Annotated in this window: 13 protein-coding genes; 8 read left to right on the forward strand and 5 right to left on the reverse strand. The window is 54.3% G+C overall.

All coding sequences use genetic code 11. The features are described from left to right. Positions 1-26: 26 nt before the first annotated feature. Positions 27-2,351 (forward strand): AraC family transcriptional regulator, encoded by a 2,325-nt coding sequence (locus PUT07_RS08030; protein ID WP_274467327.1) that lies wholly within the window; start codon positions 27-29, stop codon positions 2,349-2,351. An 84-nt stretch (positions 2,352-2,435) separates the two neighbouring features. Here the strand turns inward: PUT07_RS08030 and PUT07_RS08035 are convergent, their stop codons facing one another. From PUT07_RS08035 to PUT07_RS08045, 3 genes are all read right to left on the reverse strand, one after another. Then, positions 2,436-2,720, reverse strand: coding sequence for a hypothetical protein (locus PUT07_RS08035; protein ID WP_274467328.1), 285 nt, complete (start codon positions 2,718-2,720; stop codon positions 2,436-2,438). 288 nt (positions 2,721-3,008) lie between these two features. Beyond that, entirely contained in the window at positions 3,009-3,845 is an 837-nt protein-coding gene (locus tag PUT07_RS08040) for a sugar phosphate isomerase/epimerase family protein (protein ID WP_274467329.1), read from the reverse strand. 22 nt (positions 3,846-3,867) lie between these two features. After that, positions 3,868-4,944: a Gfo/Idh/MocA family protein gene (locus tag PUT07_RS08045; protein ID WP_274467330.1), complete on the reverse strand. Its 1,077-nt coding sequence runs from the start codon at positions 4,942-4,944 to the stop codon at positions 3,868-3,870. Between the two features lie 123 nt (positions 4,945-5,067). On the opposite strand from PUT07_RS08045, the gene PUT07_RS08050 reads away from it, so the two are divergent. The 7 genes from PUT07_RS08050 (at position 5,068) to PUT07_RS08080 (ending at position 12,186) form a co-directional block, all read left to right on the forward strand. Beyond that, complete coding sequence (locus PUT07_RS08050; RefSeq protein WP_274467331.1) at positions 5,068-5,973, forward strand: helix-turn-helix domain-containing protein; 906 nt, start codon at positions 5,068-5,070, stop codon at positions 5,971-5,973. Between the two features lie 99 nt (positions 5,974-6,072). Continuing rightward, the gene (locus tag PUT07_RS08055; RefSeq protein WP_274467333.1) at positions 6,073-6,873 is read left to right on the forward strand and encodes a DUF2935 domain-containing protein; all 801 of its coding nucleotides are present in this window, start codon (positions 6,073-6,075) and stop codon (positions 6,871-6,873) included. A 231-nt stretch (positions 6,874-7,104) separates the two neighbouring features. Next, positions 7,105-7,440: an ArsR/SmtB family transcription factor gene (locus PUT07_RS08060; RefSeq protein ID WP_274467335.1), complete on the forward strand. Its 336-nt coding sequence runs from the start codon at positions 7,105-7,107 to the stop codon at positions 7,438-7,440. A 61-nt stretch (positions 7,441-7,501) separates the two neighbouring features. Beyond that, positions 7,502-8,005: an SRPBCC family protein gene (locus tag PUT07_RS08065; RefSeq protein WP_274467337.1), complete on the forward strand. Its 504-nt coding sequence runs from the start codon at positions 7,502-7,504 to the stop codon at positions 8,003-8,005. A gap of 164 nt (positions 8,006-8,169) precedes the next feature. Then, positions 8,170-9,624, forward strand: a complete 1,455-nt coding sequence (locus PUT07_RS08070; protein WP_274467339.1) for a stalk domain-containing protein — start codon at positions 8,170-8,172, stop codon at positions 9,622-9,624. Positions 9,625-9,740: 116 nt separating this feature from the next. Beyond that, entirely contained in the window at positions 9,741-11,297 is a 1,557-nt protein-coding gene (locus PUT07_RS08075) for an ABC-F family ATP-binding cassette domain-containing protein (RefSeq protein WP_274467341.1), read from the forward strand. Positions 11,298-11,853: 556 nt separating this feature from the next. After that, positions 11,854-12,186 carry a DUF5658 family protein gene (locus tag PUT07_RS08080; RefSeq protein ID WP_274467342.1) on the forward strand — a complete coding sequence of 111 codons (333 nt, stop codon included), beginning with the start codon at positions 11,854-11,856 and terminating at the stop codon, positions 12,184-12,186. 15 nt (positions 12,187-12,201) lie between these two features. On the opposite strand, the gene PUT07_RS08085 is transcribed toward PUT07_RS08080, so the two are convergent. Both PUT07_RS08085 and PUT07_RS08090 read right to left on the reverse strand, forming a co-directional pair. Beyond that, positions 12,202-13,116, reverse strand: coding sequence for a PhzF family phenazine biosynthesis protein (locus PUT07_RS08085; RefSeq protein WP_274467344.1), 915 nt, complete (start codon positions 13,114-13,116; stop codon positions 12,202-12,204). 55 nt (positions 13,117-13,171) lie between these two features. Next, a complete protein-coding gene (locus PUT07_RS08090; protein WP_274467345.1) occupies positions 13,172-16,420 on the reverse strand; it encodes a response regulator in 3,249 nt (1,082 codons plus the stop codon). Between the last annotated feature and the right edge of the window lie 15 nt (positions 16,421-16,435).

The raw sequence follows: 16,435 nt of genomic DNA on the forward strand, positions 1-16,435 counted from the left end.
CATCCTAAGATAAGGTGTTGGATGCGATGCCCAATTTAAGTTTCTTAAGCAAAATGACCATCTTCGGGTTCTTGCTCAGCACGCTCCCGGTTATTTTTATCGGCGCTTTCGCCTTCATGACCTCGTCAAACGAGATTCAGAAGAATGTCAGCGATGGCAAAATGCAGCTGATTACCCAAATCAACTCCAATGTAGAGCAGAAATTAACAACTGTCAACCATACGCTAAATCAGGTCATAAATTCCACCGTTCTCAAAAAGGCGATGGATATGCCTTTAACTGTAAACGATTTCATGATGTATGACGATTTGCGCAGCGAGATTCGGTATATGCAGTCCTTTGACACGAAGCTCGAGGATGTCATCCTGATCAATGCCCGCGAGAACTGGATGATCAAAAATTCGGGGTTGTACCGTTTCGACGGCTACCCCTTCTACGACAAGCTGCTGGAATTGACGAATACGCAGGAGAACAGCACGTGGGTGCTGAATCCGTCGAAGTGGTTTTTCACCGAGGAAAATGCGCGGAGTGTGACTTGCGATTACAGCATTTCGCTGGTTAAGAAGCTGCCGACGACAGGCCTGGAGAAATACGGTCTGGCGATGGCGAATATTCCGGCCTGCTCCTTGCAGGACTTGATCCACAACGATACCGAGCATCTGGACGATATCCTCATTCTGGACGAGCAGAACCGGATTCTCGTGCATCCGGACGCCAGCCTGATCGGCAAATCCATCACCGAGGCGGGACTGAAGGATGTGAGCCAGCTCGCGGCTCCTACGGGGCGATTCACTGCGGATATCAACCAAAAGCGCTATTCCGTCAGCTTCTTGCACTCCAATCTGAACAATTGGACTTATCTGTCCTTGACTTCGATCGACAGTCTGACCAAGGAATCCCGCAAAATCGGAATCTACACGATCTACGTGTGTATTCTGATGCTGCTCCTGTCCATGCTGCTGGCGTGGCTCGGGTCGCGCAAAATGTACTCGCCGATCCAGCTCCTGCTCAATCAGATCGGAGGCCTTGTCACCGTGAATCAGAAGCGGAAGGCCAACGAGTTCCAGATGATCAGCGAGCATGTCCATACGTTGTTTCAATCCAAGTCCCAGCTGGAACGCGAGGTTCATCAGCATATCGGGCAAGTGCGGACCTTCTTCCTGATCAAAGCGTTCCAAGGGCATATCAAACCGAGCGAGCTGCTGGAGAAATTGGCCCAATTCGGCTATACGAAGCACATTGAAGAGTGGAAAACGATGTCCGTTATTACGCTGCAGATCGACTCGATCGACAATACGCGATACGAGAAGAGAGACATGGAGCTGCTGCTGTTCGCCGCGCACAACATGATCGAGGAGCTTATCCCTTCCGACCAGCGTCTCGCTCCGGTCATTATCGATCAGACCGTCGTTACGCTCATCGGCAGTCCGGACAGCGAAGCCGAAGCTTTCCGCAACAAAGTGTATGCGCTGACCGAGCAAATGCAGCAGCATATCTTCAGTTACCTGAACCTGCATGTGAGCATCGGGATGAGTCTGCCGATTCATACTTTCACGCAAATGTCGATTGCCTACAAGGAAGGGCTGGAGGCGCTGAAGCACCGCATCAAACTTGGCGAGGGCATCATCATCCAGTACGAGAACATCAACTCCGGCAAGCATTTCTTGAATCTGAACTATCCGAAGCCGCTTGAGAACGAATTGACCGACGCGATCAAACTCGCCGAGAAGGATAAGTCCAAGGAGCTGCTGCGCCAACTCCTGCAAGCCGTCTTCGCCGCTCCGCTCTCGCCGCAGGAATATCAAATTCCGCTGGCGCGGCTGCTCAACAACCTGCTCATGGTGATGCAGGAATCCGGCATTTCGCTGAATCAGATTCATCCGAACAAGGGCTCGCTGTTCGAGGAGCTGCTGGGCCTGCATATGACGGCGGAGATTGAGGACTGGTTCTGGACGGAGGTCGTCCACCCGTTGATCCGCATTTACCGCGACAGGCAGGATGCCCAGTATCACAACATCTCCGAGAAGATTATCGATCTCGTGCACAAATATTACGACACCGACCTGACGCTGGAGGACTGCGCCTCCAGACTGCACTATAACGCGAACTATTTGAGCAGCATTTTCCGCAAGGAGACGAATTGCTCCTTCAGCGATTACTTATCGACGTACCGGTTCAACATGGCCAAGAAGTGGCTCTCGGAAACGGATATGCCGATCAAGGACATCTCTTCGAAGCTGCGCTATAACAACTCGCAGAACTTCATCCGTTCCTTCCGCAAGCAGGAGGGCCTTACGCCCGGGCAGTACCGCGATAAGCAAAAGGAAGGCGGCGCCGCACAAAGCCTGTAGACGCCCGCCAAAACGCCAAAAGCCTCCGGAGCCACCACGATCGTTCGTTGGTGGTTTCGGAGGCTTCTGCCTCTTTCCCTGCCGCTATTCGCCCGGCTCTACGGCCGCTTTCAGGGCAGCGCGGTTGTTCCATAGGAACGACACCACGCTATTGCGCTCGTCAAAAAAGGCCTCGTCTTCGTCCAAATAGTCTTGCCCCCGCCCATGCACACTGAACCGGTCATCGGCGTAGTTCATGAGCGTCCATTGACCTCCGCGTTTTTTATCGGCAAACACAAGGTATAATTTCTGGCCCGAAGGATCCCACTTAGCATACGACGAAAAGTTGTCCAAAATCAGGCCAATGTCATCCTTCTTCTTAATTTGCATGATCCAGTCTCCTTTTCATTAAAAATAGGCATATTTAAGAGGACAGGACCATAGTATACGAGAATGCCTGAAAATGTTGTCGGACCGTGTGGATGGAATATAGGAACCTTTGTCGAATGGGCAGGGAACGGGCGGTGGTGTCCGTTACATGCTTAAAGAAGCCCCTATTCGCCGAATAGGGGCTTCTCTGTCCGTTAGCAAGCTTCGGCACCTGTCCTCCGCTCACTGCTATGCATGAACCGCGAATTCCCCAGCTGACTTAGCCGGCCGCTGGCATCGTTCATCCGTCTACAGGCCCGCCGCCGCGTAAACTTTATCGAAGCCGGCCTTGGAACGCTGCGCCAAGCTCTCGGGAGCGTCCGTCGGCGGAGTCGCCGTCAATATCTCCTGCGAAACGGCGCCCTTATACCCGATGCGCGCCAAGCCCTGCAGGAAACCCGCCAGGTCAATCACACCCTCGCCCGGATACACGCGTCCATTGTCCAGCACATCCTCCACCGGCACATCCGGCGCGTCGTTGATGTGGACATGGACGATCTGTTCAGGGCGAAGCTTCTCAATGTCGGCCACGGTGAGCCCGTTCGTGTACCAATGGTACGCGTCGAATAGGAGGCCGACATTGCTCTCGCCGATCGCATCGATCCAGTCCAACGTCTCCTCGACCGTCCAGATGAACGGGTGCTTCCAGCGTGTGCGCAGATGATGCGGTCCCACGAATTCCAGACCGAGGCGGATGCCGTAAGCGCCGAGAATTTGCGCGCAAGTGCGCAGCCGCCGCGTCGCCAGCGCCATGAAGTGCGCGGCATTCAAATCGGTGGACGGCAGAATGTATGTGCAGCAGCTCGTGCAGCCGAGTGCCGCAGCCGCAGCCGCGGCTTGCGTCAACTTCGGCAGGCCGGCGCGGAACGTCTCCTCGCTGCCGCGCCATTCCACCGGCAAGCCGATCGAGCCGATGACGAGACCGTGCTTGCTCAGCAGCTCGCGCGCTCCGTCAACGCCATGGCTCTCGACCAGCGCCAACGCGTCGAGATCGACGGCCGCGAAGCCGTATCGAGCCGCCAGCTCCAAGAATTGCTCCGTACTTTCCAGCTTACCGAGTCCTGCTCCCGTTAACCCTCTTAGCATCGTAATTCCTCCCCAATATGAATTAAATGTCCCAGTTCAGCTTCACTTCGTTTCCTGTGCGGGAAGATTCATAGATCGCATCCAGAATCAGGTTGTTCGTGTACCCCGATAGAGCGGAAGTGATCGGCTGTTTGCCTTCGCGGATGCAAGTCAAGAAGTGGCGGCTAAGACGCTGACGTTCGCCTTCATCATTCTCCGGCTTCTTCAAATCCGTCTCAATCGCCCGGTTGAACTTCTCCGTCAGCAGCTTGCCGGTCGCGCCCTTATAGCTCGCTCCGCCTTCCGAGCCCATCAGATGAATGAACGGCGTATTGTCCGTATCCATGTGAACCGCCCAGCTGACTTCCAGCGTCAGCGTGCTGCCGTCTTCCATGCGGATGAGCGCCGTAGCCAGATCCTCGACATCATACGTGCCGTTCCAGTTCGGTGTCCCCCAAGTGCCGATCCCTTTCCTCCGCGGGCCGAATTCGGCATACGTGGCGCCGAATACCGACACAGGCTTCGGATTGCCCATCAAATACAAGGCAAGATCGAGCATGTGAACCCCAATATCAATCAACGGGCCCCCGCCCGATTCGTTCATCTTCGTAAACCAAGTCCCCCAGCCCGGGATGCCTTTGCGGCGGAACCAGCCGGTTTTGGCCGTATAAATTTTGCCCAGCTCGCCGGCATCGACCTGCTCTTTGATCAGCTGCGGCACGGCTTCCCAGCGCATCTGGTGACCGATCATGACGACTCTGTCCGATGCTTCACTGGCTTTCAAGATTTGCTTGGCCGCCGTAGCATGAATGCCCATTGGCTTCTCGATCAGTACATGCTTGCCGGCCTCAATGGCTTGTACAGCCAAGGATGCATGATGCTGGTTAGGAACGCCGATAATGACAGCGTCTACATTCGCACTTCGAATCAGCTCTTCCGGAGTGGCCGCAACGGTTGCAATGCCGTACTCCTTAGCCTTCGCTTCCGCCAGAGGCAGGTATGCGTCCGTAATTGTCGTAATCTCGCAAGAATCCGCCAGTTTCGAGAACTCCCTAATATGCACGCCGCCAATATTACCGGCACCAATAATGCCGATTCTGATTTTGTTATCGCTACCCACTGCCCGTTCCTCCTCATATGATCATCATGTTCGATCTCCTTTTATGTTAAAATAAAGCCAGCAAAGAAACGTACCTTATATTTCGGAAAACGTCCCATTTCTTCGAAGGAGCTTAGCCTGGTTATGACGTACTTCCCCGATTACCTGAAAACGTATCCAAATATGCATTCGGCATTTCCTCTTCATCTCAGCAAAAACACGCTGGAGCATGGCTTCCGGGCCCATCGCCATGATTTCCTGGAGTTCTCCTATGTTATCGAAGGAACGGGATCGGAGAGCGTCAACGATGTGAAGCATGATATGAAGACCGGCACGTTCACGTTCGTGCTGCCCTATCAGGTGCATGAAATATTTACCGATCCCGGGCAGAAGCTCGTTCTGTACAACTGCATGTTTCCCATGGATATGCTCATGGAATCGGGGAACGATCCCGGTCTGTCCGGCCTCTTGAACGATATCACGTCCCTGCCGGCCTATGTACAGCTGAGCGGTGGCGACCAACAGCTTATGTTGGCTCTCCTGGAGGAGATGTACCAGGAGTATAGCGGCAGCGAACGTTACAGACAGACGCTGCTGAAGAGCAGACTCAAAGAAATTCTCATTCGCTTCGACCGGCACCGTTGGAAACAGGCCGGCCCTATGAAAGAGGCGGAGGCTCAGGCCGCCCGGGAACTTCAGCCGCAGTCCGGTGCGAAGACGAGCCATGCCGTCTGGCCGATCATCCACTACATTCACCGCAACTACCAGGAGGAGCTTGCTTTATCGGACCTCGCCTCGCGGTTCTCAATGAGCATCTCCCGCATCTCCGAGGTAATCAAGCAGACGACAGGGCAGACCTTCGTGCATTTCCTGCACGATCTGCGCCTGCGCCATGCTTGCTCCTTGCTCGTATCCACGGACATGAGCGTAACGGAAATCGCTCACGAGGTGGGCTACGGATCGTACAAAACGTTCTCCCGTATTTTCCGGGAAAGCAAAGGAATCGTCCCGAAGGATTACCGCAAAATGGTCGGCGAAGGGCGGAAATAACGGCGGCGATTCATGCGAATGTAACGGATCTGGCATATCCGTCCCCACAGGTTACTATACATATTTTATGAACATATGACCGTGGGGAGAGTGCTAACCTTGTCAAACGAGTTTGTTGCGCGTTCATTGGAGGAAATTCGTTTCTGGTCACGGATTATGAAAGAACATTCCCTCTTTCTGAAGCTCGGGTTTCGTTGTGAGGATACGCAGTTAATTCAGGAGGCTAACCAGTTTTATCAGATTTTCGAGCACATCGAAGCCAGATCGCATGCCTTTACGGAGGCGGCGGATCCGGATCAGATAGCCCGGTTCAATCTGGAGGTGCATTCGGCAGCTACGCACATTTGGGCGTTCAAACGCAAGGTGCTTGGATTGATTATTCAATGCAAACTGCCCGGCGGGAACAATTTCCCTCTGTTAGTCGATCATATCAGCAGGGAAGCCAACTACTTCAGAAACCGGCTGGAGGAATTGAACGCCGGGAACCTGGATGCTCTTCCTGATGCTATTATTAACGAAAACGTTTTCTTCCTTCGCATTATGGCGGACCACGCCAAATTCATCGGTCATTTGCTCGACCCGTCGGAACGGCAGCTCGTGGAGCAAGCGCGCAATTTCAGCCACGATTTCGATCAGCTGCTGTTTCAAGCCATTGATTTGAGCGGTATGCGTCCGCAATCTCAGACGGAACCGCTGCTCGGCCAGTTCCTTGATCAGAATCGCGTATCCGTCGTGTCTCTCCGGGATTTCAAGAAGACGGCGCGGGAGCTCATTGAAGCTTGCCGGATCAAAAGCATCATCCATCCTCTGCTCGCTGACCACGTGTTCCGGGAGGCAGAGAGATTCCTGTTCATCATCGATGAATTTGAAGCCATGCTAAAGGGTAGGCAGGTTGGATGAGCCTATCTGCGAATGGACGGAGGCTGCACAGGCTGCAGCCTTTTTGCTATGCGTTCATTTCAACTGCCCTGATACCTCGCATTGCATTTTTGATGTATGATAGAGAGATACCCAAGATCCCTCCTTTTCTCCAATAACGTCAGGATCTTTCGGACATACGATGCCGGCTCCCGCCGGCTTGATTTTAAGTATTCCTTGACTGGAATATTCCAAGTGAGGTATATTACATTTATGAATTCGACTATGAGCGCACTCGCTGAGCCTAACCGATTACACATCGTCGAACTCTTGCGTGACGGCCCCCTGACCGTAGGGGAAATCACCGATCGACTAGGGATGAACCAGCCTCAAGCCTCCAAGCATCTTCGCGTTCTCAGCGAGGCCGGACTTGTCGAGGTACAACCGATTGCCAACCGGCGAATCTACAAGCTGCGGCCCCAGCCTCTTCAAGAGCTGGATGCTTGGGTGAAGTCTTTCCGCCAATTATGGGAAGAGCGATTCGACCGTTTGGATGCCTATTTGCAGGAACTCCAAGAACAAGACAAAAAGTCCGGCGGCAAGCCATAGCGCTGCCGCCGCCAGCCGCGCTCCGTACTATCCTATAACCCAAATAGGGAGGTATTTACCCATGTCCGAAACAACGGCCAAGCCATTCGTCATCACCCGTTCCTTCAACGCTCCGCGTGAGCTCGTCTTCCAATGCTGGACTCGGCCTGAGCATCTTGCGCAGTGGTGGGGTCCGACCGGGATGGAGTTGGCCATCGCTTCGCACGAGCTGCGTCCCGGCGGCGCCTTTCACTTCAGCATGACATCTCCCGACGGATTCCAAATGTGGGCGAAGTTCGTCTACTACGAAATTACGCCGCCGGAGAAGCTCGTCTACACGAATGCGTTCTCCGATGCAGATGCCAACACGGTACGCGCTCCGTTCAGCCCCGTTTTCCCGTTGGAAGTGATGAACACCGTGACGTTCGAGGAGCAAGACGGCAAGACGGTTATCACGGTCCACGGAGCACCCGTCAACCCAACCGAAGAGGAAGCTGCCTTCTTCGCATCCATGGAGTTAAGCATGCAGCAAGGCTTCGGCGGCACATTCAGCCAATTGGATGAATACTTGACCAAACTTGCTTAAGCGTTCTAACACCGGCTCATCTTGAGCCGGTGTTTTTTGTTGCCATCAATCTCCTAGGCGCGATTGAGCCTCCAAACGTCACAAATCGTGCTCAATCGGCCGAATAATATAAATAGCCGGAACGAATTCCGGCAGCATTCGACCGAAGAAGGAGATTAACGCACATGTTCCGTTATAGATATATGAAAACCGGTGCCGCCCTGCTGCTGACTGCCGCCCTGTTCGCCGGGGGCTCCCCCGCTTCGGCGCTGTACTCCCCCTCCGTGAACGCCGTCACGAAGTCGGTCTCCGCTTCCGGCCGCAGCTTCAATGTCAACGTCGTCACCGTCGACTTGACGGATCCGACGCTGGAGCTCACCCCCGCCCTGGCAGACGGCGGCATCGGCCACGATGCACCGCTGCAGGCCATAGCCGAACGCGAAGGCGCCGTTGCCGCCATTAACGGCACGTTCTTCAACGCGTACGAATCCGACCCGTACGTCCGCTATCCGAACGGAGCCCTGGTGGAGGCTGGAGAAGCTGTGCACTCCGGCGAAAACCAAACCTTCATCCTGAACCGGGACAAGGTGCCGGACATTCAGCTCGTCGACCTCGACATCGCCGTTCGGGTCAGCGAAGGATCGGGCACATACCCCATTAGCCCCTGGGGTGTGAACAAATATTTCGGCGACGCCAGCACGGACCAAGTCGTCTGGTACACGCCGGACTTCGGGAGCTGGATCGGCTTCCCGAACGGCACCAAAGTCGTGATCGAGGACGGGCTCATCACGCGCATCACGACGGATTCCGTCCAGGTTCCGGACGGCGGGTATGTGCTGTTCGTCGGGAACAGCGCGAACAATCGGCAGCACGTGCTGCCGAATCTGGACGTCGGCGACCGTGTCACGAAGGAGCTCGTCGCCAAAGGCGAAGGCGGCGTTTCGCTGAACGCCAAGTCGTGGCTGGCCGCGATCGGCGTCGGACCGAAGCTGGTGACCGGCGGCGCCGTCGACCTTGATGTCAAACGGGACGGATTCTCCGATCCCAAAGTAACGCAATCCGCGGCCGCCCGCAGCTTCATCGGCATCGACGGCTCGGACCGTCTCGTGATGGGAACGGTGCCCAGCGCAACGCTCTCCCAGCTCGCCGCCATCGCCATTCAGCTGGGGCTGAAGGAAGCGATGAACATGGATGGCGGAGCCAGCTCCGGCTTGTATGCCAATAACACGATGATGACCTATCCCGGCCGCGAGCTGAGCAATGCGCTTGTCGTGCGCAAGCTGGACAAGCCGAAGGTGCAGATCGATATCAACGGGCAGCCCGTGTATGATTACAGCGGCTTCATCGTCAAGGAGACGGCGGTCGTTCCGATCCGCCCGTTCATCACCGCGATGAACGCCGGCTTCCAATGGGACGCCGCTGCGCGAACCGCAACGATCACCAGCGCCGGCGTCACGTTGAAGCTGAAGGACGGCAGCTCTACCGCTACGCTCAATGGCAAGAGCGTCGCCGTGCCCGTCCCGCTGCAAATCATGGCGGACAGCCGGATGTATGTTCCGCTCCGTCTCGTAGCGGAGTCGCTGAACAGCAAGGTGGACTGGAACAGCACCTTGTACCGGGCGTCTGTGCGACTGCCGTAAGGACCAAGCCCCGGGGCCGCGGATTTGCAACAATTTTACCCGCCGTTCATTGAGTTTTCCATCCCATAGCGCTTATAATAAAACGAGACAAAGTTTAAAAGAAAAGGTGTCGTTTCATGAGTATATTAAATGTAGAAAGATTAAGCCACGGCTTTGGAGACCGCGCCATCTTCAACGACGTTTCATTCCGCCTGCTCAAAGGCGAGCACATCGGACTGATCGGTGCGAACGGCGAAGGCAAGTCGACCTTCATGAACATCATTACAGGCAAGCTGCAGCCGGATGACGGCAAAGTCGAATGGTCCAAGCGCATGCGTGTCGGTTACCTGGATCAACATGCGGTGCTTAGCAAAGGGATGACGATCCGCGACGTTCTCAAGAGCGCTTTTCAATATTTGTTCGACATGGAACAGGAAATGAACGATATGTACGCCCGCATGGGCGACGTCACGCCGGAAGAGCTGGAGAAGCTGCTGGAGGATGTCGGCACGATTCAGGATATGCTGACGAATCAGGACTTTTATATGATCGATGCCAAGGTGGAGGAAACCGCTCGCGGTCTCGGTCTTACCGATATCGGCCTGGACAAAGACGTGAACGATTTGAGCGGCGGACAGCGGACCAAAGTGTTGCTGGCGAAGCTGCTGCTCGAGAAGCCGGACATTCTGCTCCTCGACGAGCCGACGAACTATCTCGATGAGCAGCATATCGAATGGTTGAAACGCTACTTGCAGGAGTACGAGAATGCCTTCATTCTGATCTCCCACGACATTCCGTTCCTAAACAGCGTTATTAACTTGATCTATCACATGGAGAATCAAGCGTTGAACCGCTATGTCGGCGATTATGATCACTTCCAGCAGGTGTACGAAATGAAAAAGCAGCAGCTGGAATCAGCCTACAAGCGCCAGCAGCAAGAAATTTCCGAGCTGAAGGATTTCGTTGCCCGCAACAAAGCGAGCGTAGCGACACGCAACATGGCGATGTCCAGACAGAAGAAGCTCGACAAGATGGAAGTCATCGAGTTGGCGCGGGAGAAGCCGAAACCGCAGTTTAATTTCAAAGAGGGCCGTACGTCGGGCAAGTTGATCTTCGAAACGACGGATCTGGTGATCGGCTACGGCGAGCCGTTGTCCAGACCGCTGAATCTGCGCATGGAGCGCGGCCAGAAGATTGCCTTGGTCGGAGCGAACGGAATCGGGAAGACGACGTTGCTGCGCAGCATTTTGGGCGAAATCACACCGGTATCCGGCTCCGTTCAAAAGGGAGATAACCTCCAAATCGGTTACTTCCAGCAGGAAATCAAAGATTCCAACAATAACACCTGTATTGAGGAAGTCTGGAACGAGTTCCCTTCGTTCACGCAGTTCGAGGTACGTGCAGCGCTAGCCAAATGCGGCTTGACGACGAAGCATATCGAGAGCAAGGTGGTCGTGCTCAGCGGCGGCGAGAAAGCCAAGGTGCGCCTCTGCAAGCTGATCAACCGCGAAACGAACCTGCTCGTGCTCGATGAGCCGACGAACCATTTGGACGTGGATGCCAAGGATGAATTGAAGCGCGCGCTTCAAGCGTACAAAGGCAGCATCCTGCTCATCTCTCACGAACCGGATTTCTATCGCGACGTGGTCACCGAGACATGGAATTGTGAGTCCTGGACAACAAAAGTGTTCTAAAAAATAAAAAGGGCTGCTCCCTGCAGATGGATCTGCACGGGGCGGCCTTTTTGTTGTGCCGCTCACTCTGCCAAAGGGAAATACAGATCCTTATTGCTCCCCACATTGACCTTTTCGTCACCTGAGCGGAAATTGGATGCTCTATTGGGTTGATTTTAACGTCAACCCCCCATAATCAATGCAAATAACGCATTGTATTTCCGCTTCAGCCTCAAAAACCGTTGTTTCCGGCTTGATTACGAACCATATTTCCGCTTAACCGCCCCACCCAGGTGGAGAGTTGCGGACACAGTTAGAACCGTTAACCGGCTGCGGACACAAGAGCCTTACCGGGTCTGGTCTCGTCGGGTCTCGTCGGGTCTCGTCGGGTCTCATCGGGTCTCGTCTGGTCTCGTCGGGTTTGGTCTCGTCTGGTCTCGTCTGGTCTCGTCGGGTCCTGTCCGGTCCAGGCATAGCGCGCGTGCTGCATCGGTTGCATTCCCACGATACGAAGTGTATCATAAAAGATATGCCAGAACGCCCCACTCACTCCTTCGATCGGAAAGCGAGGACGCCTATGACCTTCTTTCGGCATTTGTTCAAGAGTAGAACATTAGTCTGGCTGCTTATTTTTTGTCTTAGCGATGCCATCTTCACGGACATCGGACTCCAGCTTCGCTTGATTGAGGAATTGAACCCCTTGATACGAAGTGTTTACGAGTGGCATGTCGGAGGGTATTATCTGCTAAAAACCATCCTTCCTCTGCTGCTGATGGCCTTCTACCCTTATATCCGCAGAAGAGCTTGGGTACAGCCCTCACTGACCGCCACCGTTCTTATTTATGGAGCCGTTAATGTGTATCACTTCGTGTGGCTGACGTTCGGTTTGTCTTACCTTGCGAACAGTTAGGCGGCTGCCTGCCGGCTACACCTCAAAATCCTTCACGTGCACCGCCGTCCCCGTAATTGCGATCTCCCACGGCTCACGCCGGGTATCGACCGAAACGCCAATACGCCCGTCTCTGCCGATCTCATGGCCTTGCTCAACCGTCAGCGACAACAACGAGCCCGTCGTTCTCTCGATATACTTGGCATAGTACGCCCCCATTACGCCTGACGCCGTCCCCGTCACCGGGTCTTCGACCGTGCCGGAGTAGGGCGATGAGAAATGGCGGGCATGCATATGCGCACGGGCGTCATAGGCTGCCAAGCAAAAGGGATGGACCGAAGCCCTCGGCATCTCCTTCAGCACCGCAGGGAATTGCTCGTTAACCGGCTTCATCGCCCGGAATGCGGCCAGCGACTTGACGGGAACCAGCAAAGTCCATGTTCCAGTGCTGCCATACACCGTGGGGAGAGAAGTCTCGATGTCGTCTTCGGTAATGCCCATAGATGCCGCAAGATCGCCCATAGAGCCATGGAAGGCTTGAAATTGCGGCGGAGCCTGCTGCATCCTGATGATGACTCCCCCGTCTGTTCGCCCGGCTTCGGCTTCAGCCGGAGCTGGGTCCGCCGCCTGAATGTGCACCGGCAAAACACCGGCTCCGGTTTCAATCGTCAGTTCGGTTTGACCGTTCAACAAACCTCTGGCATGCATAGCATAGATCGTAGCCATCGTGGCATGTCCGCACAGGTTAATCTCATGACCAGGAGTAAAAAAGCGGATGCGCAGATCCGCCTTATCGGACTTCAGCGGAAACGCCGTTTCATTAAAGCCGACTTGCGCGGCGATACGCTGCATCTCATCCGCTGTCAGCGCTTCTCCCGTAAGCACGACACCAGCCGGATTCCCCTTATTCGGAATTTGGCTGAAAGCATCGTAATGATGAACTGTGACCATTTGTTATGAATCACCTTCCGATTCCTTTTTCTGCTATCATACCACGAAATCCAGCCTAGTATTTCTTTATCCGGCCGCCTACCGCCACTCCCAGAATTTGATCGATCTCGTACTGAACACGCACAATGCCCTCCTTGCAGGCCTCCAGCCTGATCTCCTCCTCCATCTCTTGCTCCAAAGCGATCACGGCACTGTGCAGCGATTCCGCATAGAAATTCGCGGCAACCCCCTTGAGCGTATGCACCATACGGCGTGCCGCCGCATCCTCGCGATGGACCATACAGGCGAGCAGGTTTTCTGCGAAATGCCGGTAATCCAGCTTAAATTTTTCGATCATATATTGATAAATATGTATTTTCCCATCGATATTGCGCAGCACGCGCTCCGTATCGAGCCCTTGCAGGTTCAACAACCAGCTTAAATCCTGCCACTTCTCCAGCATATTCGAAAGCTGCTGCTCGTTCACCGGCTTAACCAGCATATCGTTGAGTCCGAGCTTGAGCATTTGCATCGGCTCTTTCACGAAACCGTTTGCCGTCAGAGCAACAATCGGCACGCTTTTCATCGCTTTCAGCTGCCTTAACTTCTGCGTCGCCTCATAACCATCCATCTCAGGCATATGAATGTCCATGAGAATCAGCTTCCACGCTTGCTCCTCCGCTCGCGACAACGCCTCATGCCCGTTATTCGCAATGACAGCCGTGTACCCCAATTGATCCAGAAGCTGTGTGATCACCAATTGATTGATTTCATTGTCCTCGGCAACCAGGATATACCCTTTGGAGGGCGGGCAATGGCTTATTGTCCTGGTTTGCTCCGCTGGCATGCCAGCCGTCCCCATGTATGGCGAGTCCGTATCCAGCGCCTGAAGCATCTTCCGCACCGACAGTCTGCTCACTGGCTTCACGAGAACCGCATCCGCCTTCAGAACGTCCGGCAAGGCTGCCATGTCCTCACGTCCCTGCAGCGTTGTTAGCGCAATCAACTGGGTCCGGGAGCGGTCGGCCGAATCCACCAGCCGCTGCCATACGGACGGGTCCTGCATAGCGGACATCTGCATATCCAGGAACAGATAACGGGGCACATGCTGCTGCTCCAACGCAGTGAAGATGTCCGCTGCCGCCGGCACAGCTGTCACCTCAAGCCGGCAATCGGCAAGCAGTCCGGACAGATGCCGTGCGGTGATCGGATGATCCTCGGCGACCAGCGCCAGCTTATTGCCGGGCCGGTGTGCGGCAGGAGGGAGCCCCTGCCGCCGAAGCGTTTCCTCTGCGCGTTGATCGTGCCCGAAGATCAAGCTGAAATAGAAACAGCTGCCCTTCCCCGGTATCGTCTCCACCTGCAGAACGCCGCCCATAGACTGCACCAAGTGCTGGCAGATCACTAAGCCAAGTCCCGTGCCGCCATATTTACGGCTTGTCGATGTATCCGCTTGCGAGAATGGCTGGAACAGCAAAGCCAGCTGCTCCTTGGAGATGCCGATTCCCGTGTCCTCCACAGCGAAGGAGATGACGACGCCTTCCTCCACGTACTCCTCCAGCTGAACCTGCAGCCGGATATGGCCGTAATTCGTAAATTTGATCGCATTATTCATTAGATTAATCAGAATCTGTTCCAAGCGGAAGGAATCGCCGTTAACCAAATCGGGCATATCGGCCGACGTGTCCAGCAAAATCTCGATATGCTTATTGCCCAAGGAAACGCTGATCAGATCCGCCACCTTCTGCAGCGACTCTTCCAGGGAGAAGTCCGCTTTCTCCAAAATCAATTTGCCGGCTTCGATCTTCGAGAAGTCCAAAATATCGTTAATCGCAGCGAGCAGGACGCTGGATGAAGCATCCATTTTGCATAAATAATCCTTCTGTACCGCCGTTAACTCCGTTCTCTGCAGCAGCAGCGACAGTCCCATAATGCCGTTCAGCGGCGTGCGGATTTCATGGCTCATCCGGGCCAGGAATTGACTTTTCGCCCGGTTGGACTCATCCGCCTCCTCCCGCTTCTTCAGGTCCGTTATATCGTGGACCGTACCGGTCACTCCGATAATATCGGTTCGCTTCTCATCGAATAGCGGAGATAGCGTGACATTGTACGCATGCTCGGTGCCGTCCGGCAGCAGAAGGTTCATATCGAACTGCTGTGTCTTGCCTTGGGCAATCGACTGTGTGAAAGCCCGTTCCCACTTCTGCGGATCGTTCATCTGTATCACTTCGGTCAATTGCTTGCCTTTGACCAGGTCCGGCTTGAGGCCGTAGGTCTCATACATTTTATAATTAGCCGAGGCAATGCTCCCATCCAGCCAGAACCTGAATATGAAGTCCTCCGAATTCTCCACCAATGTCCGGTACTGCTCGTCCCTGACCCTTGCTTTCATCTGAACGGCCCGGTGCTCCGACACGTCGACGACCGATCCGATCACCTCCGCTACGCTGCCGAATCTGCTAATCGGCTGCAGTGTCACTAGCAGCGTGGTGCCGTCAAAATCATACTCGTAGGTAACCCGTTCGCCCTGCCAAGCCAGCTCGAAGAACGGATGCAACGGTTCCAGGAAGCTGCTGCCTGGCGCTTGGATATCTTGTATGCTTTTACCGATGAATTGGTTTGGCCTCATGCCGAGCTGATAGAGTAACTGACCTTCGATTAATATGTAGATAAAATGTTCCCGGTGCTTATGGTACTTGAACGTTAAGCCCGGCTGGAAGCGCAGCATATCGATGAGCTCCTGTTCCACCTGCCGAATCTGCTGCTTGTACTCCCGCGCGCGGATCAGATAGCCGAGAAAGCAAGCCACTACCGCTACACACACCATCTGGTAACACACGTATCTCCAAATGATTGTCGCGGGGGTTCGGTAAACAAGCCAAATCATCCCGTAATAGAACGTATAGAAGAAGGTGGCACCGTATAACCACTTGAACCAGTACGTACGCGTTCTGGCAAAAATAAACGCTGTGCCCGTAATCGCCGCCAGTCCGATGAAAATGACCGGAAGTGAGTTGAAACTATCCGTGAAGAAGCGCCATAGCCATAACACCACGAAGGCAATGATAATGGACGGATATCCTCCCAGGTAAGCGGCCAGCAGAAACCCAATGCCACGTAAATTCAGCGAGAACTGGCCGTCAACCGTCACCCCGGAATTAATCAGGATCAGGACGAGAATGCCGTGCGTGATCCCGACGTAAATCTTATAATACCATGACGGCTTCTCATCGAGCTTCGTCATGATGAAAAACTGTTCGACGAATAATACAAAAACCGTAATAATGGCGAAATTCGTAACCAGATCGCGCAGCAGAACGATCACCTGCCTATCTTCATC

Origin of the sequence: Paenibacillus sp. MAHUQ-63 (assembly GCF_028765165.1) — a bacterium.
Classification (GTDB): domain Bacteria; phylum Bacillota; class Bacilli; order Paenibacillales; family NBRC-103111; genus Paenibacillus_E.

Bases quoted from the DNA above. Each gene is read 5' to 3' on its own strand.
- PUT07_RS08065 (WP_274467337.1), top strand. From the start codon at position 7,502: ATGTCCGAAACAACGGCCAAGCCATTCGTCATCACCCGTTCCTTCAAC.
- PUT07_RS08050 (WP_274467331.1), top strand. From the start codon at position 5,068: ATGACGTACTTCCCCGATTACCTGAAAACGTATCCAAATATGCATTCG.
- PUT07_RS08080 (WP_274467342.1), top strand. From the start codon at position 11,854: ATGACCTTCTTTCGGCATTTGTTCAAGAGTAGAACATTAGTCTGGCTG.
- PUT07_RS08035 (WP_274467328.1), bottom strand. From the start codon at position 2,720: ATGCAAATTAAGAAGAAGGATGACATTGGCCTGATTTTGGACAACTTT.
- PUT07_RS08060 (WP_274467335.1), top strand. From the start codon at position 7,105: ATGAATTCGACTATGAGCGCACTCGCTGAGCCTAACCGATTACACATC.
- PUT07_RS08070 (WP_274467339.1), top strand. From the start codon at position 8,170: ATGTTCCGTTATAGATATATGAAAACCGGTGCCGCCCTGCTGCTGACT.
- PUT07_RS08085 (WP_274467344.1), bottom strand. From the start codon at position 13,116: ATGGTCACAGTTCATCATTACGATGCTTTCAGCCAAATTCCGAATAAG.
- PUT07_RS08040 (WP_274467329.1), bottom strand. From the start codon at position 3,845: ATGCTAAGAGGGTTAACGGGAGCAGGACTCGGTAAGCTGGAAAGTACG.
- PUT07_RS08030 (WP_274467327.1), top strand. From the start codon at position 27: ATGCCCAATTTAAGTTTCTTAAGCAAAATGACCATCTTCGGGTTCTTG.
- PUT07_RS08075 (WP_274467341.1), top strand. From the start codon at position 9,741: ATGAGTATATTAAATGTAGAAAGATTAAGCCACGGCTTTGGAGACCGC.